The following is a 21658-nucleotide window of genomic DNA, read 5'->3' as shown; positions in this document are numbered from 1 at the left end:
TGCCGGCACGCATCACGCCGGCAGCGCCTTGAGCCAGAACGACATGATCTTGGCCGACTGCGCCTGCTCGTCGAGGTCTTGCCAACTGCAGGCGGTCCGCAGCGAGGGTTCGTGCAGAAAGCCACGGTTGCGCCAGAACCCCTGCAATGGCTTGTAGTGCGTCGGACGACGTGGATGCCCGGCGGGGCGTTCCACCGAACAGAACGCGCAGTAGTCGAACTCGGCGAGCTTGTGCGCATAGGACTCGCGCTCGATGAAGAAGCGCACGCCCAATCCTTGCCCGCGATAGGCCGGCAACAGGATCGACTCGCCGAAGTAGTAGACCGCTGCCGGGTCGCGGCCCTGAGCCAGAAACGGCTGTTGCAGCTCGGCGGCAACGTCCACCAGCGGCAGACCGGTGGCGGCGCCCACCACCTCGCCGCCGTCCAGCGCCAGCACCACCAGGCTGCGCCCGGAGTCGGCATAGCTGGCCAGGTAGTCGGCCTGGTGATTCAGCGAGCTATCCCAAAGATAGGGAAACTCGCGAAACAGCCCCAGGCGCAGGCGCGCGAGATCATCGATGTAAGGCGCGATGGCGGCACCATGGAGCAGGCGTATTTCCATGCGGGGCGTTCATCCTGTCGATGTGATGACTGAAGGCCAACCCTAGCATCCGCCCACCGCCCGGACCTTTCCCCTACGCGACAGGTATTTCTCCATGGCCGCTATCGAAGCGGATGCGTATCAGGCGATGCGCGTTCCCAGCACTTTCAGAAACGCCGCCAGCCACGCCGGGTGCGCCGGCCAGGCGGGCGCGGTCACCAGGTTACCGTCCACGTGTGCCTGGTCCACGGCGATATCGATGAACCGCCCTCCCGCCAGCCGAACCTCCGGCGCGCAGGCCGGGTAGGCACTGCATTCGCGACCCTCCAGCACACCAGCCGCGGCCAGTAGCTGCGCCCCATGGCACACCGCCGCGATCGGCTTGCCGGCCTGGTCGAAGGACTTGACCAACGCCAGCACCTTGTCGTTCAGGCGCAGGTACTCCGGCGCGCGGCCACCGGGGATCAGCAATGCGTCATAGCTTTCAGCGCGCACCTGGACGAAGTCGAAGTTCAGGGCAAAGTTGTGTCCCGGCTTCTCGCTGTAGGTCTGCTCGCCCTCGAAGTCGTGGATCGCCGTGCGCACGGTCTGCCCCGCGACCTTTTCCGGGCACACCGCGTGCACCGTGTGGCCGACCATGCGCAGGGCCTGGAACGGCACCATCGCTTCGTAGTCCTCCACGTAGTCGCCCACCAGCATGAGAATCTTCTTCGCCGTCATCGCATCCACTCCTTCCATTGCTTGGGATCAATCCCAGCACGATAGTCTGCTTTGCCAGACAGAGAAATACGTCGTCAGCTGCGCCGGTCGAGCAAATTGGCCACCAGCCGGTCGAGCCAGCCCCACAGCCGCTGCTGCACCCGCCACCACAAGGGGCGCGCATGCCAATCCGTCAGGTCGACCTCCTGGCTCTGGGTGAAGTCACGCGCGAAGCTGGCGGCGACCGCCGCGGTCAGCGGCGGGTCGAGTGCCTCGACATTCGCCTCGAGGTTGAAGCGCAGGTTCCAGTGATCGAAGTTGCACGACCCCACGCTGACCCAGTCGTCCACCAGCACCATCTTCAGGTGCAGGAAACGCGGCTGGTACTCGAAGATCCGCACCCCGGCACGCAGCAGTCTCGGGTAGTAACGATGGCCGGCATAGCGCACCGCCGGGTGATCGGTGCGCGGCCCGGTCAGCAACAGGCGCACATCGACGCCCTTCTGCGCGGCACGGCGCAGTGAACGACGCACGCTGAACGTCGGCAGGAAGTAGGGCGTGGCCAGCCAGATGCGCCGCTGGCCGCTGTTCAGGGCACGCACCAGCGCGTGCAGGATGTCCTTGTGCTGGCGGGCGTCGGCGTAGGCCACCCGGCCCATGCCCTGGCCCTGGGCTGGCACCTGCGGCAGACGTGGCAGGCCGAAGCCCTCGGGCGGTCGCCAGGCGGTGCGCCGCTGGTTGGCGTGCCACTGGCGGTCGAACAGCAGTTGCCAGTCGGTGACGATCGGCCCCTCCATGCGTACCATCACTTCGTGCCAATCGCTGGTGTCCGAGCCGGGCGTCCAGAACTCATCGGTGATGCCAGTTCCGCCCACCACCGCCCAGCGTTCGTCCACCAGCAGCAACTTGCGATGGTCGCGATAGAGATTGCGCAAGCCCCGCCGCCAGCGCAGGCGGTTGTACCAGCGCAGATGAACCCCGGCTTTGTGCAGGCGTTCGCGCAGCGTCGAGGGAAACGCCAGCGAGCCGTAGTCGTCGAACAGGCAGCGTACCCGCACGCCGCGGCCCGCCGCCTGCTCCAGGGCCTCGACCACCGCCTCGGCGCAGGCGCCCCCTTCGACCAGGTACAGTTCCAGGTCGACCTGGAACTCGGCGCGCACGATCGCCAGCAGCATGCGCGGAAAGAATTCGGGGCCGTCGATCAGCAGTTCGAACTGGTTGCCGTCCCGCCAGGGGAAGACCGGCCCCGGCATGTCAGCGGGCGGTGAAGATCAGCACCGCACTCACCGGCACCGAAGGGTTGATCGACTTGAGCCCGGCCAGCTTGCGCAGTTTTTCCAGCCCCGGCAGCAGGCCGAAGTCCGAGGCGCGCAGGATCAGCGGCTCCAGGGTGACCACCTGGAAACGCCGCTCGTCCAGGCGCGTGGCCAGCAGCAGGGTGTTGTAGCTGCGCGTCTGGCCATGCAGGGTGACGCTCACCGGCAGACGCAGCTCCAGTTGCGCGCCATCGGCCAGGTCGTTGATCGGGCGCAGGTCGATCTGTGCCTGCACACGGGCTTCGGGAAACTGCTCGAACGCGAACAGCTCATCGCGCATGCGCTCGTCACGCAGCGGGATACCGCTGCTGATCGAGTCCATCTCGATGCTCACCTCGGCCCCGCCCTTGCGGTCGACCTTGCCGTGCAACACCAGGAAACGGTTGACCTCGGCGATGTTGCCGTTCTTGCCAGTGACGAAGGACAGGCGCGAGGACTCGCCGTCCAGATGCCAGTTGGCATGGGCGGGCAGGCACAGGGCGAGCAGTAGCGCGGGTAGCAGACGGGAGGCTTTGAACATGTGAAATCCTGTGAATCAAGGCCGTCAACCTTACCCGCACGGTTTCACGGCAGCAAGCGGCAGCCCGTGCGGGCGCCTTGCCACTGCGCCTGGTTGCGCTGGCCCAGCCCCTCGGCGGTGACCAGGCGCCGAGCGCCGTCCTCGTCGAGCCGGGTCAACGGCAGGTACTGCTTCACATATCCCCGGCAATACGCCGCATCGAAGTCCATGACGAATCGGCACGAACAGTACTCCTTGGCCGAATAGGCCGAGAGGATGCCCGGGAAGTCCGCCAGCGCCTGGCGCTCGTGCCAGGCCCAGGCCAGCAGCAGCGCCAGTGACAACAGCAGGATCCGCTTCATGCGCCCTCCCCGGCCAGGGTTGCCAGCACCCGCCTGAGCAGTTCGTTGTGGCTGTAGCGGCCGTCGCGGTCATCGGCGTAGCGCACGATCACCAGCCTCTGCGAGGGCAGCACATAAAGTGCCTGGCCCCAGTGCCCCAACGCGGCGAAGGTATCCGCTGGCGCGTCCGACCAGGGCCTAGGCTGGCCGGGCAACGGCTGGTTCAGCCACCAGTGGCCACCTGGGTTGGCCTCGCCGGGGATGGGCTCGGCGGTGCTGAACAAGGCACGGTTGAACGCCACCCAGTCCCCGGGCAGCAGCTGCTGGTCGCGCCAGCGTCCGCCGCGTTGCATCAGCAGGCCGATGCGCGCCAGGTCGCGCGCACTCAGGTAAAGATAGGAAGAGCCTACATAGGTGCCTTCGGCGTCGCGCTCCCATACGGCGCTGTCGATGCCCAGCGGCGTGAACAGGGCCTGCCAGGGGTAGTCGGCGTAGCGCCCAGGCTCGAGCATGCCACGCAACGCTGCCGCCAGCAGGTTGCTGTCACCGCTGGAATAGGCGAAGCGCCTGCCGGGCTCGCTGGCGGCGGGCATCGCGGCGGCATAGCCGGCCATGTCGCGATGGCCTCGGGTGTAGAGCATGGCGATCACCGACGACTTCAACGGCGCGTATTCGTAATCTTCCTGCCAGGCCAGCCCGCTGGCCCAATGCAACAGGTCGGCCAGGCACAGCGCCGGATGGGCCTGCAAGGCCGGGTAGTAACGGACCGCAGGGTCGTCGAGCCTGAAGCGCCCCTCGCCATAGGCGACCCCCATGACCGTGGCCAGCACACTCTTGCTCACCGACCAGGTCAGATGGGGCGTCTCGGCACGCGTGGGTGCAGCGTAGCGCTCATGAATGATGCGCCCGTCACGGATGATCAGCAGCGCATCGGTACGGATGCCACCGCGCTCGGCGTCGCGCCGTGGGAACGCGTAACTGTCGACCGCTTGCCAATCGAAGCTGCCATCGTCGACCGGCCATTGCGCACCGGGCCATTCCTCGGCCCAGGCTGGGCAGACAACCAAGGCCAGGAAAAACAGCATTACCTTCATGATGATTGCCTGACAGAGACCGTGTGGAAGCAACTGCCTTGCCCAGACTCCCCACCTGTGGGAGCGGGCTTGCCCGCGAAGGGCCATCCAGCGGCCCCTGATTCAACGGCTCCCCCAGCCTCTCAGGCTTTCATGACAATCCCGCGGCAGCCCAGGCCTTGGCCAGGCGTTTTTCACGGGCAGCGCTGGCCAGCGCCAGCACGCCCTGATCGCGCTGCCAGAGCTGTGCCCAGTGAATCGGCCCCGTCGCCAGCGCTTGGTCGATCTCGCCACGCAGGTCCTGAAGCTCAGCGAACAATCCACCCAGCAGCAAATGGCAGGCACCGCTGTCGGGACACTGCCGGCTGCCCTCGGCACAACCGGCGAGCAGCGCGACCAGGCGCAGACGCAATGCCTGGGGCCAGGCGCACTCCTGGGCGACACCGTGCAGCCAGGCCACCAGGGCCGCCAGCACATAAAGGTCCTCGAGGGAGCGGAAGGGTTTGACGTAGGCGTCCCAGCCATCGCCGGCGAGCAACTCGCAGGCGGCATCCTTCAGCGACAGCCGGCCATGCCCGACTTCCGGCATCAACGGCAGGGTCGGCAATGCTTCGAGGCTGACGCCGGTTTCGCCGGGGTAGACCACCGCCAGCCGCAACTGCGGCGGCTCGCCCCCTGCTTCGTCGCGCGCCGCCACCAGCAGCCATTCGGCCTCCAGTCCCGCGGTGACGAAATCCTTGCTGCCGGTCAGGCGCAAGCCATCGAGGCGGGTGTGCATGTCCGCCGGGCGCACGCTGCGCCGTTCGGTGGCGCACAGCGCGCCCAGGCTGGCCGGCGCGCTGGGCCACAGCACACGTAGCGCCGCCTGGTAGCCGAGCAGGAAGGCCAGCCCCGGCGTGGCCATGGCCCGGCCACCGAGCACCGCCAGCTCGAACGGCGTGCCAGCGCCGAGGCGCTCGAGCGGCGTGCCAGCGCCGAGGCGCTCGAGCGGCGTGCCAGCGCCGAGGCGCTCGAGCGTGGCCGCGTAGGTTTCGCCCAGGGTCGCCGCCAGCGGCTGGCGCCAGGGGTCGTTGAGTCGTTGCAGCCAGGCCATCGCAAGCTCCTTGTGGGGGTGTCACGCAAGCATCACCAAAGATTCACGGGGGTGACACCAGCCGTACCTAGGCTGACTTTGCACAACAAAGCCGACCGGCCGCAACCCTTTGGCTGGCTTATGGAGACTCGCAATGACTCGGATCGCTCGCTCTGGCGACAACAGCACTGAACGCCGTCTGCAAGCCGAGCGCCTGGTCGGCGCCGCGGCCCTGCAGGAAGCACAGGCCCTGCGTTTCAAGGTGTTCAGCGCCGAATTCAAGGCCAAGCTCAAGGGCGCCGAACACGGCCTGGACATGGACGACTACGATATCCACTGCCGCCATATCGGCGTGCGCGACCTGGCCACCGGCCAGCTGGTCGCCACCACCCGCCTGCTCGACCACCAAGCCGCCAGCAGCCTGGGCCGCTTCTACAGCGAGGAGGAGTTCAGCCTGCACGGCCTGCTGCAATTGCAAGGGCCGATCCTCGAACTGGGGCGTACCTGCGTCGATCCGGACTACCGCAACGGCGGCACCATCGCCGTGCTCTGGGGCGAACTGGCCGAAGTGCTCAACGAGGGCCGCTACAGCTACCTGATGGGTTGCGCGAGCATCCCCATGCAGGACGGCGGCGTGCAGGCCCATGCGATCATGCAGCGCCTGCGCGAGCGCTACCTGTGCACCGAACACCTGCGGGCCGAACCGAAGAAGCCGCTGCCGAGCCTGGCCCTGCCGAACAACGTCATCGCCGAAATGCCGCCGTTGCTCAAGGCCTACATGCGCCTGGGCGCGAAGATCTGCGGCGAGCCGTGCTGGGACGAGGATTTCCAGGTCGCCGACGTGTTCATCCTGCTCAAGCGTGACGATCTCTGCCCGCGCTACGCCCGCCACTTCAAGGCGGCGGTCTGATGCCGGGACTGCGGGCCTGCGCCCGCCTGCTGCGACTGCTCGCGGTGCTGACGCTGGGCCTGGCGATGGCCAGTGTCATCGCCCTCGGCGAACGCCTGGGGCTGCGTGCCTCGGTCGAACGCCGCCAGCGCTGGACACGTCTGTTCATGCAGCGCCTGGTCGGCGCCTTGCCGTTCGAGGTCCGGGTGCTCGGCGAGCTGCCGGCGCGCCCCATGCTGTGGGTCTGCAACCATGTGTCGTGGACCGACATCCCGCTGCTCGGCATGCTCGCCCCGCTGTCGTTCCTGTCCAAGGCCGAGGTACGCCAATGGCCGGTGGCCGGATGGCTGGCCGAGAAGGCAGGGACACTGTTCATCCGCCGTGGCGGCGGTGACGCCCAGCGTCTGCGCCAGCAGATCGGCGAGCAATTGGGCGAGCGGCGCCCGTTGCTGATCTTCCCCGAAGGCACCACCACCGACGGCCGCACCCTGCGCACCTTCCATGGGCGCTTGCTGGCCGGGGCCATCGACCAGGGCACTCCGCTGCAACCGGTGGCGATCCAGTACCTGCGTGCAGGCGAGCCCGATCCGATCGCGCCGTTCATTGGCGAGGACGATCTGGTTTCCCATCTGCTGCGCTTGTTCGCCCAGGACCGGGGCGAGGTGGTGATCCACCTGCTGCCACCGATCGCCAGCGAGGACCAGGAACGGGCGGCACTGGCGTTCCTGGCGCAGCAGGCGATTCATCAGGCCTTGTTCGATATCGAGGACTTCGCGCCGCGCCGCCAGGCCAAGGCGGCGTGATACCTCTTCGCGGGTAAACCCGCTCCCATAGGCTGTGGGAGCAGGTTTACCCGCGAAGAGGCCAGTGATGCATCAACTGTCCGTCCTCTGCCCCGCCGCGAACGCCTGCAACTGCGGATAGAACTCGCGAAAGTCCGCCAGCAACGGCTCGTACAGGCGCTCCAGCTCCACCATCACCCCGTTCATCCCCTCCGGACGTGACAAGCGTCGGGCAATCCCGCTAAACACTTGCTCGAGGGTGGCGAAGTCACCATAGGCGCCCAGCCAGTCGTCCGCTGCCATGAACGGCGCGATCCGTGCCAAGCGCCCCGGCAACGCGGGTTCGGCCAGCAGCACTTTGTAGAAGTCCCCGGTGAACTGCGCCAGCGGCTGGCGCGCATAGTCGCCCCAGTGCCGCGCCAGGCAATGGTCAAAGAACACATCCAGGACGATGCCGGCAAAACGCCGCCGCTCGCGCGGGAAACGCGCCAGCGCCGCCAGCACCAACGGATGGCTGTCGGTGTAGCTGTCGATATGTCGGTGCAGGCGGATCGCGGCTTCCAGCTGTGGCGGAAACCGCCCCTCCAGCGCGCCCTTGACGAAATCGCCGTACAGGCTGCCGAGCTGTTGTTGCGGCGCGGGGCCGCCCAGGTGCAGGTGTGCGAGGTAGTTCATGGCGGCAGTCTAGCACCGCGCCGACCGGCACCGTCATGGCGCGGGCTGCTCGCTGAGAGGGCTATTGGCCGCGTCAGGGCCTCAAGGTGTCCGCCGCAACTGCAAGCGGCGAACACACCTTGAAAGGGATGCCCTTCAAGGCCGGGCGTTGATCTGCTGCTGCAGGTTCTGGATCTGGCTCTGCAGGGTGTTGATGTTGCGCGTCACCTGGCCGCGGAAGGCATCGAATTCCTGCACCGAAGCGCCGCTGGCCGACGGTGCCGAGCGGTTGTCGAGCTGGCTCTTGAGCACCAGCACATCCTGCTCCAGGCTCGCGATGGCCGCACTCGGATTGCCCTGTTTCTTCAGCGCCGCCACGTCGCTGCTCAGGCTCTTGAGCTGACCATCGAGCTTGCCCCCATCCACCTGGCCCGACTTGAGCGCCGCCAGCTCGGTATTGACCGCCTTGAGCTGCGCCTGCAGTTGACTCTGCAGCTCGGTCACCGCCTTCTGCTGCTCGCGGGTATCGGCCAGCACCTGCTCCAGGCGCTTGCCCAGGTCGCCCGCCTGGCCGGCGACGCCCTGCTGCTGCTTGCCCTGCTCGGCCAGCGAGGCCTGCAGCTGGCGGATCTGCAGCTTCAGCGCCTCGCTGCCGGTGCTGACGCTGGACTCGCTGGCATCGACCTTGCCGCTGATCGCCTGCAGGCGCCCGGCGGCCTCTTCACTGATGCGGGCAAAGCTTTCCTGGGTGGCCACCAGTTGCTGCTCCATCAGCGAGATCTGCTGGAAGCTCCACCAGCCAAGTCCCGCCAGGGCAATGAACGACGCGCCGAGCAGGGCCCACAGCGGGCCGTTGCTGCGCGGCCGCGCGGCCTGCTGGCGGCTGCGGGCCACATGGGCCGGCAGCAGTTCATCGTCATCGGGGGTGCCGGCGCGCAGGGGGGGCACGTCGTCGAAATCGTCGTGGGCGTCGTTACGCATGAGTACATTCAACCGCTGTGGTAGCAAAGAGGCATGAGTATAAACCGCCAGGGCGGCGCACTGATGACCATCATCGCGCCCACAGGTTCAGCGCTGGCCCGGCTGCGCCTGCCACCAGGTGCAGAATTCATCCAGCGCGCTCCACACATCGGTCCTGGGCCGGTAGTCCAGGTACTGGCGGGCGCGGCTGATATCCAGGGTGAAATCCTGACTCATCACCTGCATCGCCGTGCGGCTCAGGGTCGGTTGCGGGCGCCCCGGCCAGAGCAGGCAGGCCGCCTCGTTGAGCGCTGCCAGGCTGTAGGCCAGGCCGTAGGAACGGTAGCGGGTGACCTGGGGCAGCTGCATTCGGCGCATGACGTAGTTGACCACGTCCCACAACGGCAGCGGATGGCCGTTGCTGATGTTGTAGGCCTGCCCGAGAGCCGCCTGCTCGGCGAACAGCGCGCCGAGCAACGCCTCATTGAGGTTGTGCACGCTGGTGAAGTCGACCTTGTTCAGGCCATTGCCGATGATCGCCACGCGGCCCTTGCGCTGCATGCGCATCAGCTGCGGGAAAATGCTGGCATCGCCCGCCCCGGTGACGAAGCGCGGGCGCAGGGCCAGCACCTCCAGGCCGAACTCCTGGGCACCGAATACCTTCTGCTCGGCCAGGTGCTTGGTCAGCGCGTAGTGATCGTGGAAGCGACGCGGCACCTGGTCTTCGCGGATGTCCAGTTGCGAGCGACCATTGAAGTAGATCGACGGCGACGACAGGTGCACCAAACGCCGCACATGCTCCTTGATGCAGCCTTCGACCACGTTTTCGGTGAGCACCACGTTGCCTTGGTGGAAGTCCTGATAACGTCCCCAGGTCCCCATCGCGCCCGCGCAATGCACCACCGCATCCATCCCCTGGCACAGGCGGCGCGCCAGCTCGGCGTCGCCCAGGTCGCCCGGGATGAACTGCGCGCCACGCTTGACCAGATGCTCCACGCCCTCCGCCCGCCGACCGTTGACCCGCACCTCCAGGCCCTGCTCCAGGGCGAAACGCGCGAAACGCCCGCCGATGAAGCCGCTCGCGCCGGTGACCAGAATTCGCATGTAAGACTCCGCCTTGCCAGATTTCGGATGCAACTGACGCCCGCCGCGCCTACAAGGGCACCAGCCAGTCTCGCGCCGAATGGCGCAGGTGGTCGGTCAGCTGGGCGAGCAGTTGCCCGCCATTGCGCCAATGATGCCAGTACAGCGGCACATCGACAGGGGTATCGCGGCAGATTTCCACCACCTCGCCCCGGGCCAGTTGCTCGGCCACCTGCCGCTCAGGCGCCAGCCCCCAGCCAAGGCCCGTCTCGATCATGCGCAGGAAGCCTTCGGACGAGGGGCACAGGTGATGCAGGAAACCATCCTCGACCCCCAAGGAAGCGAGATAGCGATGCTGCAGGAAATCATCCGGACCAAACACGATCGCCGGGGTACGGGTGAGCCGTTCGACCGCGAAGCCGTCCGGGAAGTAGCGCGCCATGAACGCCGGGCTGGCCAGCGCCCGATAGCGCATGGATCCAAGCGGCAGGCTGCGAGCCCCGGCCACCGGGCGCTCGCTGCCACACAGGCAGGCTGCCACTTCGCCTGCGCGCATGCGCTTGAGGCCGACCTCCTGGTCTTCGACCACCAGGTCGAGCAGCACCTGCTGTTCGGCGCAAAAGGCGCCGACCGCGCCAGCCCACCAGGTCGCCAGGCTGTCGGCGTTGAGGGCAATGCGCAGGCGCTCGGGCATGCCCTCCTCGTCCAGCGCCGGCACCTGACGCTGCAGGTCGCGCTCGAGCAGGCGCACCTGCTGCACATGGTTGAGCAACTGCCGGCCGACCTCGGTCGGACTCGGTGGCGTGGCGCGCACCAGCACCGGCTGCCCGACCCGCGCCTCGAGCAGCTTGATGCGCTGGGAGATGGCCGATTGCGACAAGCCCAGCACCTGGGCGGCGCGTTCAAAGCCCCCTTGTTCGATCACCGCGGCGAGGGCGGCGAGCAGCTTGTAGTCGAACATCGATTTCTCTAATGACTGATCAGGTCTATTTGTTTTTCTTATACAGGCGCAGCCGTGACAATGGCCACCTCTTTCTTGGCAGTCCGCGCCGGCGACAACGCCGGCGCCAGTGGAGCATTCGCGCTATGTGGCAAAGTTACTTCAACGGCATGCTGGTGGCCTTCGGTCTGATCATGGCCATCGGCGCGCAGAACGCCTTCGTCCTGGCGCAGAGCCTGCGCCGCGAGCATCACCTGCCGGTGGCGGCGCTGTGCATCGTCTGCGATGCCCTGCTGGTGGCAGCCGGTGTGTTCGGCCTGGCCACCGTGCTGGCGCACAATCCGACGCTGCTGGCCATCGCCCGCTGGGGCGGCGCGGTGTTCCTGATCTGGTACGGGGCCAAGGCGTTGCGCAGCGCCTTTTCCAAGCAGAGCCTGCAGCATCAGCAAGGCCAGGGTCAGCGCTCGCGTCGCGCGGTGCTGCTGAGCGCCCTGGCGGTGACCTTGCTCAACCCCCATGTGTACCTGGATACCGTGCTGCTGATCGGCTCGCTCGGCGCCCAGCAGACCATGCCCGGCGCCTATGTGGCGGGCGCCGCCAGCGCCTCGCTGCTGTGGTTCTCGACCCTGGCCATCGGTGCCGCCTGGCTCGCGCCCTGGCTGGCCCGCCCGGCGACCTGGCGCCTGCTCGACCTGATGGTGGCGGTGATGATGTTCGCGGTGGCCGCGCAGCTCATTCTCAACTGAGCCTGTAGGGGCTGCTTTGCAGCCCTTTCGCGACGCAAGGCCGCTCCTACAGGGATTGCACATCGCCGGCCGGAATCCCGTCTGTCGCCCCCCGGCAACCGCTCTGGAACCTCTATTCCCCACAGATGTTGCGTGGTTAAGCGCAAGACCCGGTGCTATGATCCAGCCCTTGCGTCGCAAAGAGTACAGACTCGCCGACGCTCAGAAGGCCACCCGTGAGGCCTCGCGCAACCCGCAAACAGACCTGAATCAGGAGATCCACCATGGCTTTTGAATTGCCGCCGCTGCCGTACGCCCACGATGCCCTGCAGCCGCACATCTCCAAGGAAACCCTGGAGTATCACCACGACAAGCACCACAACACCTATGTCGTGAACCTGAACAACCTGGTCCCAGGCACCGAATTCGAAGGCAAGACCCTGGAAGAGATCGTCAAGACCTCTTCGGGCGGTATCTTCAACAACGCCGCTCAAGTCTGGAACCACACCTTCTACTGGAACTGCCTGGCACCGAACGCCGGTGGCCAGCCGACCGGCGCCCTGGCCGAGGCCATCAACACCGCCTTCGGCTCCTTCGACAAGTTCAAGGAAGAGTTCACCAAGGTTTCGGTCGGCACCTTCGGTTCCGGCTGGGGCTGGCTGGTGAAGAAGGCCGACGGTTCCCTGGCCCTGGCCAGCACCATCGGCGCCGGCAACCCGCTGACCAGCGGCGACACCCCGCTGCTGACCTGCGACGTCTGGGAACACGCCTACTACATCGACTACCGCAACCTGCGTCCGAAGTACGTCGAGGCGTTCTGGAACCTGGTCAACTGGAAGTTCGTTGCCGAGCAGTTCGAAGGCAAGACCTTCAAGGCCTGATCACCGCGGCCTTGTACAAGGAACCCGGCCTCGCGCCGGGTTTTTTGTGGCCGGCGATCGGCCTGCGCGCGCAGGCCAGGACCCGACCGGTTGAATTCGCGACATCCCCACCTTCGTGCTCTTGCTCAGGCCGCATTGCGCGCTAACATCAACCTTCGGGAAAGTTGACGCAGCGCACTCAAGTCGCATGACCGCTCAACCGATACAGGGCCAAGGGCCGATACGTCGATAGACGTGTTGCCTGGTGCGGCACTCGGTCGATAGTCTGTCGCCATGGTTGATGGCAAAATAATGGCATGCGCATGGATTAAGGAAACCCCATTGAAGCTGGAATTTCGGCACAGCTTATCGGTCAAGTTGCTCAGGGTCGTGCTGCTCTCGGCACTGGCTGTCGGCGTCGTGCTCAGTTGCGCGCAGATCGTCTACGACGGTTACAAGACACGCCAGGCCGTGAACAACGATGCCCAGCGCATCCTCGACATGTTCCGCGATCCCTCGACGCAGGCCGTGTACAGCCTTGACCGGGAAATGGGCATGCAGGTAATGGAAGGCCTGTTCCAGGACGAGTCGGTGCGCATGGCCTCCATCGGCCACCCCAACGAAACCATGCTGGCGGAGAAATCCCGCCCGATGCAGGACATGGCCATGCGCTGGCTGACCGACCTGATTCTCGGCCAGGAGCGCACCTACACCACGCAACTGGTCGGTCGCGGCCCCTACAGCGAGTATTACGGCGACCTGAGCATCACCCTCGACACCTCGCGCTATGGCAAGGACTTCCTGGTCAATGCCGTGATCATCTTCGTCTCGGGTGTCCTGCGCGCCCTGGCCATGGGCCTGGTGCTGTACCTGGTCTATCACTGGCTGCTGACCAAGCCGCTGTCGAAGATCATCGAGCACCTTACCCAGATCAACCCCGACCGCCCCAGCCAGCACCAGATCCCCCAGCTCAAAGGGCATGAGCGCAACGAACTGGGCATCTGGGTCAACACCGCCAACCAGCTGCTGGCCTCCATCGAGCGCAACACCCACCTGCGCCACGAGGCGGAAAACAGCCTGCAGCGCATGGCCCAGTACGATTTTCTCACCGGCCTGCCGAACCGCCAGCAGCTGCAGCAACAGCTGGACAAGATCCTCGTCGACGGCGGCCGCCTGCAACGCCGCGTCGCCGTGCTGTGCGTAGGGCTGGACGACTTCAAGGGTATCAACGAACAGTTCAGCTACCAGGTCGGCGACCAGTTGCTGCTGGCCCTGGCCGACCGCCTGCGCGCCCACAGCGGCCGCCTGGGCGCCCTCGCGCGCCTGGGCGGCGATCAGTTCGCGCTGGTCCAGGCCAACATCGAGCAACCCTACGAAGCCGCCGAACTGGCGCAGAGCATTCTCGACGACCTCGAGGCGCCCTTCGACCTCGACCACCAGCAGATCCGCCTGCGCGCCACCATCGGCATCACCCTGTTCCCCGAGGACGGCGACAGCACCGAGAAGCTGCTGCAGAAGGCCGAGCAGACCATGACCCTGGCCAAGGCCCGCTCGCGCAACCGCTACCAGTTCTACATCGCCAGCGTCGACAGCGAGATGCGCCGGCGTCGCGAGCTGGAAAAGGACCTGCGCGAAGCGCTGCCGCGCAACCAGCTATATCTGGTGTACCAGCCGCAGATCAGCTACCGCGACCACCGCGTGGTCGGCGTCGAAGCCCTGCTGCGCTGGCAGCATCCGGAGCTGGGCATGGTGCCACCCGACCAGTTCATCCCCCTGGCCGAGCAGAACGGCAGCATCATCAGCATCGGCGAATGGGTGCTCGACCAGGCCTGCCGGCAACTGCGCGAATGGCACGACCTGGGCTTCGGCGAGCTGCGCATGGCGGTCAACCTGTCCACCGTGCAGCTGCACCACAATGAGCTCCCGCGGGTGGTCAACAACCTGCTGCAGGCCTACCGCCTGCCACCGCGCAGCCTGGAGCTGGAAGTCACCGAGACCGGCCTGATGGAAGACATCAGCACCGCCGCCCAGCACCTGCTGAGCCTGCGCCGCTCCGGCGCCTTGATCGCCATCGACGACTTCGGCACCGGCTACTCCTCGCTCAGCTACCTGAAGTCGCTGCCGCTGGACAAGATCAAGATCGACAAGAGCTTCGTCCAGGACCTGCTCGACGACGATGACGACGCCACCATCGTTCGCGCCATCATCCAGCTGGGCAAGAGCCTGGGCATGCAGGTGATCGCCGAAGGCGTGGAAACCGCCGAGCAGGAGAGCTACATCATCGCCCAGGGCTGCCATGAAGGTCAGGGCTACCACTACAGCAAGCCGCTGTCGGCACGCGAGCTGACGCACTTCCTCAAGCAGGCGCAACGCGACCAGGTGTCCGCGCTGTAACCCCCGGCCACCTTGGCGATGCGGGGCAAACGGGCGTTTGCATGAAATGCGCGCCCGGCCCTTTACAGCAAATGCAAATCTTTCGCATGATGTCACGGTTTCGCGTGCCACGGCGCACGGTCCACCCCATGGTCCAACCACACGACGCAGGAAACCAACAATGATTCGAATGCCTCTGGCCTCCGCCAGTCTGCTGGCCATCGCCATCGCTCTCGCCGGCTGCGGCGAAGGCAAGGATGACAAGGCCGCCGCGCCGCAAGCCCAGGCACCTGCCGCCGCCAGCACCAGCACCGCAACGCCGGGCGCTGTCGACGAAGCCGCCGCCAAGGCCGTGGTCAAGCATTACGCCGAAATGGTCCATGCCGTGTACAGCGACTCGCTGAGCACCGCCAAGCAACTGCAGACCGCCGTCGACGCGTTCCTCGCCAAGCCCGACGACCAGACCCTGAAGGCCGCCCGTGACGCCTGGGTCGCCGCTCGCGTGCCGTACCTGCAGAGCGAAGTGTTCCGCTTCGGCAACACCATCATCGACGACTGGGAAGGCCAGGTGAACGCCTGGCCCCTGGACGAAGGCCTGATCGACTACGTCGACAAGAGCTACGAGCACGCCCTGGGCAACCCGGCAGCCAACGCCAACATCATCGCCAACACCGAGATCCAGGTCGGCGAGGACAAGATCGACGTCAAGGACATCACCCCCGAGAAGCTCGCCACGCTCAACGAGCTGGGCGGTTCGGAGGCCAACGTCGCCACCGGCTACCACGCCATCGAATTCCTGCTCTGGGGCCAGGACCTCAACGGCACCGGCCCGGGTGCGGGCAACCGTCCGGCCTCCGACTACCTGGAAGGCAAGGGTGCCACGGGCGGGCATAACGACCGTCGCCGTGCCTACCTCAAGGCGGTCACCGACCTGCTGGTCAAGGACCTCGAGGAGATGGTCGGCAACTGGGCGCCGAACGTCGCCGACAACTACCGCGCCACCCTCGAGGGCGAGCCGGCCAACGACGGCCTGCGCAAGATGCTGTTCGGCATGGGCAGCCTGTCGCTGGGCGAACTGGCGGGTGAGCGCATGAAGGTCTCGCTGGAGGCCAACTCGCCGGAAGACGAGCACGACTGCTTCAGCGACAACACCCACTACTCGCACTTCTACGACGCCAAGGGCATCCGCAACGTCTACCTGGGCGAGTACACCCGTGTCGACGGCACCAAGATGACTGGCCCGAGCCTGTCGTCGCTGGTGGCCAAGGCCGACCCGGCTACCGACGCCACGCTCAAGGCCGACCTGGAGGCCACCGAGGCCAAGATCCAGGTGATCGTCGACCACGCCCTCAAGGGCGAGCACTACGACCAGCTGATCGCCGCCGACAACGCCGCCGGCAACCAGATCGTGCGTGACGCCATCGCCTCGCTGGTCAAGCAGACCGGCGCGATCGAGCAGGCCGCGGGCAAGCTGGGCATCGACAACCTGAACCCGGACACCGCCGATCACGAGTTCTGATCAGCGTCACGGTTCAGCAGAGGCGGCCTTCGGGCCGCCTTTTTGTTTTTCCGCACCACCAACTCCCCCTGTAGGAGCGGCCTTGTGTCGCGAAAGGGGCGCGAAGCGGCCCCAGGATGTCGGCGTTGACACAACGATTGCTGGGGCCGCTTCGCGACACAAGGCCGCTCCTACAGGTACCGCGCTCGCCGATAAGGCCAACTGACGGCGATTTCATCTGGCAATTGCAAATTGCTCTTATTCAAAAACAGCCGGCCTGATAAGCTTGCACGCCGGTTTTTCGCCCATGCCCAGGATCCTCGATGTCCTTGCTCCGCCTAAGCCCCCTGCTGCTGGCCTTCGCCCTCGCCGCCTGTGACGACGCTCCGCGCTTCACCCAGGCCGAGCCCGGCGAAGCCCTCTCCGGCGGCAAGGCAACGGTGCAGCGCAGCGATCGCAACGCTTATTCGCTGCCCTCGGCCAACCTCAGCGCCGAGCGACGCCTGGATTTCGCTGTGGGCAACAGTTTCTTCCGCAACCCCTGGGTGATCGCCCCAGCCACCACCACCGCCCGCGACGGCCTCGGCCCGCTGTTCAACACCAACGCCTGTCAGAACTGCCACGTGCGCGACGGCCGCGGCCACCCGCCGGAGCCGGGCGACAGCAACGCGGTGTCGATGCTGGTGCGCCTGTCGATTCCCGACCAGCCCTATTACGCCCGCGAGATCGAACGCCTGGGCGTGATCCCCGAGCCGGTCTACGGCACGCAGCTGCAGGACATGGCCATCCCCGGCGTGGCGCCGGAGGGCAAGGTACGGGTGACCTACGACAACCACAGCGTGACGTTCAAGGACGGCCACCAGGTCGAACTGCGCCGCCCCACGCTGCAGATCACCCAGCTCGGCTACGGTCCGATGCATCCGGACACCCGTTTCTCCGCTCGCGTCGCCCCGCCGATGATCGGCCTGGGCCTGCTCGAAGCCATCCCCGAAGCCGACATCCTGGCCAACGAAGACCCGGACGACCGCAACCGCGACGGCATCCGTGGCCGGGCCAACCGAGTGTGGGACGATGCCCTGGGCAAGACCGTGGTCGGCCGCTTCGGCTGGAAGGCCGGGCAACCCAACGTCAACCAGCAGAACGTGCATGCCTTCGTCGGCGACATGGGCCTGACCTCCACCCTGCAACCGAAGGACGACTGCACGCCGGCCCAGGTCGATTGCCTGGCAGCGCCCAATGGCGATGGCCAGAACGGCGAAAAGGAGGTCAGCGACAACATCCTGCGCCTGGTCACCTTCTACGCCCGCAACCTCGCGGTACCTGCTCGTCGTGACGTCGCTGCGCCGCAGGTGCTGGCGGGCAAGAACCTGTTCTTCCAGGCCGGCTGCCAGAGCTGCCACACCCCACAGTTCACCACCGCCGCCGATGCCGCCGAGCCGGAGCTCGCCGGCCAGGTGATCCGCCCCTACAGCGACCTGCTGCTGCACGACATGGGCCCTGGCCTGAGCGACGAGCGCACCGAGTTCGCCGCCAACGGCCAGGACTGGCGCACGCCACCGCTGTGGGGCATCGGCCTGAGCGAAACCGTCAGCGGCCACAGCCAGTTCCTTCACGACGGTCGCGCCCGCAATCTGCTCGAGGCCGTGCTCTGGCACGGCGGCGAAGCCCAGGCGGCACGCGACCGGGTACTGACCTTCAACGCCGAGCAGCGCGCCGCGCTGCTGGCCTTCCTGAACTCACTTTAAAACGCGCAAGGAGCCGGCATGTTCCGACCCAAACTGTTGTTCACCAGCCTCGCCGCACTCGCCCTCGGCGCCTGCTCGCCGCAGGACCCGCAGGCCGTGACGTCCGCCGCCATCGCCAAGCAGGTGATCCTGCCGACCTACAGCCGCTGGGTCGAAGCAGACCGTGCGCTGGCCGCCAGCGCCCTGGCCTACTGCGAAGGCAAGCAGAACCTGGAAACCGCCCGCGCCGACTTCCTCAACGCGCAGAAAGCCTGGGCCGAGCTGCAGCCGTTGCTGGTCGGCCCGCTGGCCGAGGGCAATCGCCCATGGCAGGTGCAGTTCTGGCCGGACAAGAAGAACCTGGTCGGCCGTCAGGTCGAGCAACTGGTCAACGGCGAGCAGGCGGTCACCGCCGAGTCGCTGGGCAAGGCCAGCGTGGTGGTGCGTGGCCTGTCGGCCTACGAATACATCCTGTTCGACAGCAAGCCGGACATCGCCAGCGCCGAACAGAAAGCCCGCTACTGCCCGCTGCTGGTCGCCATCGGCGAACACCAGAAAGCCCTGGCCGAGGAAATCCTCAAGGGCTGGAACAGCACCGACGGCATGCTGTCGCAGATGACCAAGTTCCCCAACCAGCGCTACGCCGACTCCCATGAGGCGATCGCCGACCTGCTGCGTGCCCAGGTCACCGCCCTGGACACCCTGAAGAAGAAGCTCGGCGCGCCGATGGGCCGCCAGAGCAAGGGCATCGCCCAGCCGCTGCAGGCCGAAGCCTGGCGCAGCCACTCGTCGATCAAGAGCCTGGAAGCCTCGCTCAAGGCTGCCCAGACCGTCTGGGCCGGGGTCGACAACCAGGGGCTGCGCGGCCTGCTGGGCAAGGACCAGGCGGCACTGGCGCAGAAGATCGATGATGCCTACGCTACCGCGATCAAACTGCTGGCCGACAATCAGGAAACCCTGGGCGAGCTGCTGGCCAACGACGCCGGCAAGCAGACCCTCAACCAGATCTACGACGCGCTCAACGTCGTCCACCGCCTGCACGAGGGCGAGCTGGCCAAGGCGTTGAACATCCAGCTGGGCTTCAACGCCAACGACGGTGACTGATCATGCTGCGACGCCAGGCCCTGAAACTCGGTAGCGTATTGCTCAGCGCCCTCACCCTGGGCGGCTGGAGCCTGTTTCGCGGCAAAGGCGGCGAACCCTTGCTGCTCTCGGCGCGCGACGATGGCGACGGCAGGCACTATGCCGTCGGGTTCCGCCTGGACGGCCGCGAGGTGTTCAGCACTCAGGTGGCCCAGCGTTGTCACGCGATCATCAACCATCCCGAACTGCCCATCGCCCTGTTCGTCGCCCGTCGCCCCGGGACCGAGAGCTACCTGATCGACCTGCGCGACGGGGGTCTGCTGCAGACCATCGCCTCGCAGCCGAACCGCCACTTCTACGGCCACGCGGTGATCCACAAGGGCGGTGAATGGCTGTACGCGACCGAGAACGACACCACCGATCCGGGGCGTGGCGTTCTCGGCGTCTATCGTTTCGAAGGCCAGCGCCTGGTGCATACCGGCGAGATCCCGACCCATGGCATCGGCCCCCACGAGGTGGCGTGGCTGCCGGACGGCGAGACACTGGTGGTGGCCAACGGCGGCATCCGCACCGAAGCCGAAAGCCGGGTGGAGATGAACCTCGACGCCATGCAGCCGAGCCTGGTGCTGATGCAGCGCGACGGCACCCTGCTGAGCAAGGAGACCCTGGCCCAGCAGATGAACAGCGTGCGCCACCTGGCCGTGGGCGACGATGGCACCATCGCCGCCTGCCAGCAGTTCATGGGCAGCTCGGAGGAGACCGCCGAGCTGCTGGCGATCAAGCGCCCGGGCGAGGCGTTCAAGGCCTTCCCGGTGCCGGAGCGGCAGTTGCAATCGATGGCCCAGTACACCGCCAGCGTCGCCATTCACAGCGACCTGCGCCTGGTGGCCCTGACCGCGCCGCGGGCCAACCGCCTGTTCATCTGGGACCTGGACAGCGGCGCGGTGAAGCTCGACGCGCCGATGCCCGATTGCGCCGGGGTCGGGGCCGTGAAGGATGGCTTCGTCGTTACCTCCGGGCAGGGGCGTTGCCGGTTCTACGATTGCCGCAAGGCGCAGCTGATCGGCCAGCCGATGGACCTGCCGTCAGGCTTCTGGGACAACCACCTGCATCTGGTCTGATTTGTCGTTAAAGCTATCGCGGGGCAAGCCGCATCGGCGCACCGCCGCTCCCACGGTCTGACGTGGGAGCGGCGGTGCGCCGATGCGGCTTGCCCCGCGATTTGGCCGGCACACGTTTATCCCTCCCCTTTTCGCAAAAACCGACAATACTTTCCCCCACCGCACGTGGGCCGGATCGCCCGTGGTCGTGCCCGATGAATAACAAACCCACATCCAGGGAACCGGACCATGTTGCGCCGCCGCATGCTGATCATGTTGGCCATCGTCCTGCTGATCGTGTTGATCCTGGGGGGCATCAAGGCCTTTTCCATCTACAAGCAGGTGCAGATGTTCTCGCAGCCCAAGCCGCCGGTCAGCGTCGCCGCGGCCCAGGCCGAGCTGCGCCAGTGGCAGGAGCGTCTGCCGGCGGTCGGCAGCCTCAAGGCCTATCAGGGCGTGGAGTTGAGCCTGGAAGTCGCCGGTACGGTCAGCTCGCTGCACTTCGAGTCGGGCCAGCAGGTCAAGGCCGGCCAGTTGCTGCTGCAACTGGACAGCGACCAGGAGACCGCCCTGCTCGGCACCGCCCAGGCCGACCTGGGGCTGGCCAAGGTCGACTTCGGCCGCGGCAGCCAGCTGGTCGGCGACTCGGCCATCTCCCGTGGCGAATACGACCGCCTGACCGCCCAGTATCGACGCAACCAGGCGGTGGTCGATCAGCTCAAGGCCTCGCTGGCGAAGAAAAGCATCCGCGCGCCGTTCAGCGGCACCATCGGCATCCGCCAGGTGGATATCGGCGCCTATCTGCCCAGCGGCACGGTGATCGCCACCCTGCAGGACCTGTCCAGCCTCTACGTCGACTTCAACGTGCCCGAACAGGCCCTGCCGCACCTGAGCCTCGGCCAGCAGGTGCTGGTACAGGTGGCCGCCTATCCGGAGCAGACCTTCCCCGCCAGCCTCAGCGCGATCAACCCCAAGGTCGAGGAAAGCACCCGCAACCTGCTGGTACGCGCCACCCTGGCCAACCCGGACGGCAAGCTGCTGCCAGGCATGTTCGCCAGCCTGCGGCTGCTGCTGCCCGATCCCAGGCAACAAGTGGTGGTCCCGGAAAACGCCATCACTTACACGCTGTATGGCAACTCGGTGTATGTCGTCAGCCAGAAGAAGGCCGAAGACGGTCAGGCGCAGCACGACACCGAGGGGCAGCCGCAGCTGATCGCTGAGCAGCGCACCGTGCAGACCGGCGAGCGCCGCGACGGCTGGGTCGTGGTGAGCAAGGGCCTGCAGGCCGGCGATCAGGTGGTCACCGCTGGCCAGCTCAAGCTCAGCCCAGGCGCGGCGATCCGTATCAATGCCGACACCGCCCTCAAGCCCGCCGCGCCGGGCGCGGACTGAACGGGAGGCGGCC

The 21658-nt window shown here is 66.5% G+C and carries 21 protein-coding genes; 10 read left to right on the top strand and 11 right to left on the bottom strand.

Annotated elements, in window-relative coordinates; genetic code table 11:
- Positions 1–12: 12 nt before the first annotated feature.
- From ACYUME_RS05300 to ACYUME_RS05270, 7 genes are all read right to left on the bottom strand, one after another.
- Positions 13–603: a GNAT family N-acetyltransferase gene (locus ACYUME_RS05300; protein ID WP_279887274.1), complete on the bottom strand. Its 591-nt coding sequence runs from the start codon at positions 601–603 to the stop codon at positions 13–15.
- A gap of 120 nt (positions 604–723) precedes the next feature.
- A complete protein-coding gene (locus ACYUME_RS05295; RefSeq protein ID WP_279887272.1) occupies positions 724–1302 on the bottom strand; it encodes a DJ-1/PfpI family protein in 579 nt (192 codons plus the stop codon).
- A gap of 74 nt (positions 1303–1376) precedes the next feature.
- Positions 1377–2534 (bottom strand): phospholipase D-like domain-containing protein, encoded by a 1158-nt coding sequence (locus ACYUME_RS05290; protein WP_279887270.1) that lies wholly within the window; start codon positions 2532–2534, stop codon positions 1377–1379.
- Between the two features lies 1 nt (position 2535).
- Positions 2536–3117 carry a YceI family protein gene (locus tag ACYUME_RS05285; RefSeq protein WP_460418243.1) on the bottom strand — a complete coding sequence of 194 codons (582 nt, stop codon included), beginning with the start codon at positions 3115–3117 and terminating at the stop codon, positions 2536–2538.
- A gap of 44 nt (positions 3118–3161) precedes the next feature.
- A complete protein-coding gene (locus tag ACYUME_RS05280; RefSeq protein WP_460418242.1) occupies positions 3162–3458 on the bottom strand; it encodes an amidase in 297 nt (98 codons plus the stop codon).
- A complete protein-coding gene (locus ACYUME_RS05275) occupies positions 3455–4531 on the bottom strand; it encodes a serine hydrolase domain-containing protein (RefSeq protein ID WP_460418241.1) in 1077 nt (358 codons plus the stop codon). Before ACYUME_RS05275 ends, ACYUME_RS05280 begins: the two co-directional genes overlap by 4 nt.
- A 130-nt stretch (positions 4532–4661) precedes the next feature.
- Positions 4662–5603, bottom strand: coding sequence for an acyl-CoA dehydrogenase middle domain-containing protein (locus ACYUME_RS05270; RefSeq protein ID WP_460418240.1), 942 nt, complete (start codon positions 5601–5603; stop codon positions 4662–4664).
- Positions 5604–5736: 133 nt separating this feature from the next.
- Here ACYUME_RS05270 and olsB point away from each other — a divergent pair, with 133 nt between their 5' ends.
- On the top strand, positions 5737–6492 hold the full coding sequence (gene olsB, locus ACYUME_RS05265) for an L-ornithine N(alpha)-acyltransferase (RefSeq protein WP_279887260.1): 756 nt from the start codon (positions 5737–5739) through the stop codon (positions 6490–6492).
- Entirely contained in the window at positions 6492–7274 is a 783-nt protein-coding gene (locus ACYUME_RS05260) for a lysophospholipid acyltransferase family protein (RefSeq protein WP_279887258.1), read from the top strand. Before olsB ends, ACYUME_RS05260 begins: the two co-directional genes overlap by 1 nt.
- Positions 7275–7346: 72 nt before the next feature.
- Here the strand turns inward: ACYUME_RS05260 and ACYUME_RS05255 are convergent, their stop codons facing one another.
- The 4 genes from ACYUME_RS05255 to ACYUME_RS05240 all read right to left on the bottom strand — a co-directional run bounded on the left by ACYUME_RS05255 (position 7347) and on the right by ACYUME_RS05240 (position 10911).
- Entirely contained in the window at positions 7347–7928 is a 582-nt protein-coding gene (locus ACYUME_RS05255; RefSeq protein WP_279887256.1) for an acyl carrier protein phosphodiesterase, read from the bottom strand.
- A 135-nt stretch (positions 7929–8063) separates the two neighbouring features.
- On the bottom strand, positions 8064–8888 hold the full coding sequence (locus ACYUME_RS05250; protein ID WP_279887254.1) for an ATPase: 825 nt from the start codon (positions 8886–8888) through the stop codon (positions 8064–8066).
- A gap of 87 nt (positions 8889–8975) precedes the next feature.
- The gene (locus ACYUME_RS05245; protein ID WP_460418239.1) at positions 8976–9971 is read right to left on the bottom strand and encodes an NAD-dependent epimerase/dehydratase family protein; all 996 of its coding nucleotides are present in this window, start codon (positions 9969–9971) and stop codon (positions 8976–8978) included.
- A gap of 49 nt (positions 9972–10020) precedes the next feature.
- Positions 10021–10911, bottom strand: a complete 891-nt coding sequence (locus tag ACYUME_RS05240; protein ID WP_279887250.1) for a LysR family transcriptional regulator ArgP — start codon at positions 10909–10911, stop codon at positions 10021–10023.
- Between the two features lie 125 nt (positions 10912–11036).
- On the opposite strand from ACYUME_RS05240, the gene ACYUME_RS05235 reads away from it, so the two are divergent.
- The 8 genes from ACYUME_RS05235 (at position 11037) to ACYUME_RS05200 (ending at position 21645) form a co-directional block, all read left to right on the top strand.
- Positions 11037–11636, top strand: a complete 600-nt coding sequence (locus ACYUME_RS05235) for a LysE/ArgO family amino acid transporter (protein WP_279887248.1) — start codon at positions 11037–11039, stop codon at positions 11634–11636.
- A gap of 263 nt (positions 11637–11899) precedes the next feature.
- Positions 11900–12496: a superoxide dismutase gene (locus tag ACYUME_RS05230; protein ID WP_279807731.1), complete on the top strand. Its 597-nt coding sequence runs from the start codon at positions 11900–11902 to the stop codon at positions 12494–12496.
- Between the two features lie 321 nt (positions 12497–12817).
- A complete protein-coding gene (locus ACYUME_RS05225) occupies positions 12818–14869 on the top strand; it encodes a putative bifunctional diguanylate cyclase/phosphodiesterase (protein WP_279887246.1) in 2052 nt (683 codons plus the stop codon).
- 160 nt (positions 14870–15029) lie between these two features.
- Complete coding sequence (locus tag ACYUME_RS05220) at positions 15030–16367, top strand: imelysin family protein (RefSeq protein WP_279887244.1); 1338 nt, start codon at positions 15030–15032, stop codon at positions 16365–16367.
- Positions 16368–16669: 302 nt separating this feature from the next.
- The gene (locus tag ACYUME_RS05215) at positions 16670–18091 is read left to right on the top strand and encodes a di-heme oxidoreductase family protein (RefSeq protein WP_460418238.1); all 1422 of its coding nucleotides are present in this window, start codon (positions 16670–16672) and stop codon (positions 18089–18091) included.
- Between the two features lie 18 nt (positions 18092–18109).
- The gene (locus ACYUME_RS05210; RefSeq protein ID WP_279888969.1) at positions 18110–19174 is read left to right on the top strand and encodes an imelysin family protein; all 1065 of its coding nucleotides are present in this window, start codon (positions 18110–18112) and stop codon (positions 19172–19174) included.
- A 2-nt stretch (positions 19175–19176) separates the two neighbouring features.
- Positions 19177–20274, top strand: coding sequence for a DUF1513 domain-containing protein (locus ACYUME_RS05205; RefSeq protein WP_279888968.1), 1098 nt, complete (start codon positions 19177–19179; stop codon positions 20272–20274).
- 228 nt (positions 20275–20502) lie between these two features.
- Entirely contained in the window at positions 20503–21645 is a 1143-nt protein-coding gene (locus tag ACYUME_RS05200) for an efflux RND transporter periplasmic adaptor subunit (RefSeq protein WP_460418237.1), read from the top strand.
- The last annotated feature ends 13 nt before the right edge of the window (positions 21646–21658 follow it).

This window comes from Pseudomonas sp. microsymbiont 2, from assembly GCF_054788395.1.
Note: the sequence above shows the minus strand (reverse complement) of the source record. Positions and strands in the feature narration are given on the sequence as shown.

Excerpts from the sequence above, each read along its gene's own strand:
- ACYUME_RS05300 (WP_279887274.1), bottom strand. The coding sequence starts at position 603 with ATGGAAATACGCCTGCTCCATGGTGCCGCCATCGCGCCTTACATCGAT.
- ACYUME_RS05295 (WP_279887272.1), bottom strand. The coding sequence starts at position 1,302 with ATGACGGCGAAGAAGATTCTCATGCTGGTGGGCGACTACGTGGAGGAC.
- ACYUME_RS05290 (WP_279887270.1), bottom strand. The coding sequence starts at position 2,534 with ATGCCGGGGCCGGTCTTCCCCTGGCGGGACGGCAACCAGTTCGAACTG.
- ACYUME_RS05285 (WP_460418243.1), bottom strand. The coding sequence starts at position 3,117 with ATGTTCAAAGCCTCCCGTCTGCTACCCGCGCTACTGCTCGCCCTGTGC.
- ACYUME_RS05280 (WP_460418242.1), bottom strand. The coding sequence starts at position 3,458 with ATGAAGCGGATCCTGCTGTTGTCACTGGCGCTGCTGCTGGCCTGGGCC.
- ACYUME_RS05275 (WP_460418241.1), bottom strand. The coding sequence starts at position 4,531 with ATGAAGGTAATGCTGTTTTTCCTGGCCTTGGTTGTCTGCCCAGCCTGG.
- ACYUME_RS05270 (WP_460418240.1), bottom strand. The coding sequence starts at position 5,603 with ATGGCCTGGCTGCAACGACTCAACGACCCCTGGCGCCAGCCGCTGGCG.
- olsB (WP_279887260.1), top strand. The coding sequence starts at position 5,737 with ATGACTCGGATCGCTCGCTCTGGCGACAACAGCACTGAACGCCGTCTG.
- ACYUME_RS05260 (WP_279887258.1), top strand. The coding sequence starts at position 6,492 with ATGCCGGGACTGCGGGCCTGCGCCCGCCTGCTGCGACTGCTCGCGGTG.
- ACYUME_RS05255 (WP_279887256.1), bottom strand. The coding sequence starts at position 7,928 with ATGAACTACCTCGCACACCTGCACCTGGGCGGCCCCGCGCCGCAACAA.
- ACYUME_RS05250 (WP_279887254.1), bottom strand. The coding sequence starts at position 8,888 with ATGCGTAACGACGCCCACGACGATTTCGACGACGTGCCCCCCCTGCGC.
- ACYUME_RS05245 (WP_460418239.1), bottom strand. The coding sequence starts at position 9,971 with ATGCGAATTCTGGTCACCGGCGCGAGCGGCTTCATCGGCGGGCGTTTC.
- ACYUME_RS05240 (WP_279887250.1), bottom strand. The coding sequence starts at position 10,911 with ATGTTCGACTACAAGCTGCTCGCCGCCCTCGCCGCGGTGATCGAACAA.
- ACYUME_RS05235 (WP_279887248.1), top strand. The coding sequence starts at position 11,037 with ATGTGGCAAAGTTACTTCAACGGCATGCTGGTGGCCTTCGGTCTGATC.
- ACYUME_RS05230 (WP_279807731.1), top strand. The coding sequence starts at position 11,900 with ATGGCTTTTGAATTGCCGCCGCTGCCGTACGCCCACGATGCCCTGCAG.
- ACYUME_RS05220 (WP_279887244.1), top strand. The coding sequence starts at position 15,030 with ATGATTCGAATGCCTCTGGCCTCCGCCAGTCTGCTGGCCATCGCCATC.
- ACYUME_RS05215 (WP_460418238.1), top strand. The coding sequence starts at position 16,670 with ATGTCCTTGCTCCGCCTAAGCCCCCTGCTGCTGGCCTTCGCCCTCGCC.
- ACYUME_RS05210 (WP_279888969.1), top strand. The coding sequence starts at position 18,110 with ATGTTCCGACCCAAACTGTTGTTCACCAGCCTCGCCGCACTCGCCCTC.
- ACYUME_RS05205 (WP_279888968.1), top strand. The coding sequence starts at position 19,177 with ATGCTGCGACGCCAGGCCCTGAAACTCGGTAGCGTATTGCTCAGCGCC.
- ACYUME_RS05200 (WP_460418237.1), top strand. The coding sequence starts at position 20,503 with ATGTTGCGCCGCCGCATGCTGATCATGTTGGCCATCGTCCTGCTGATC.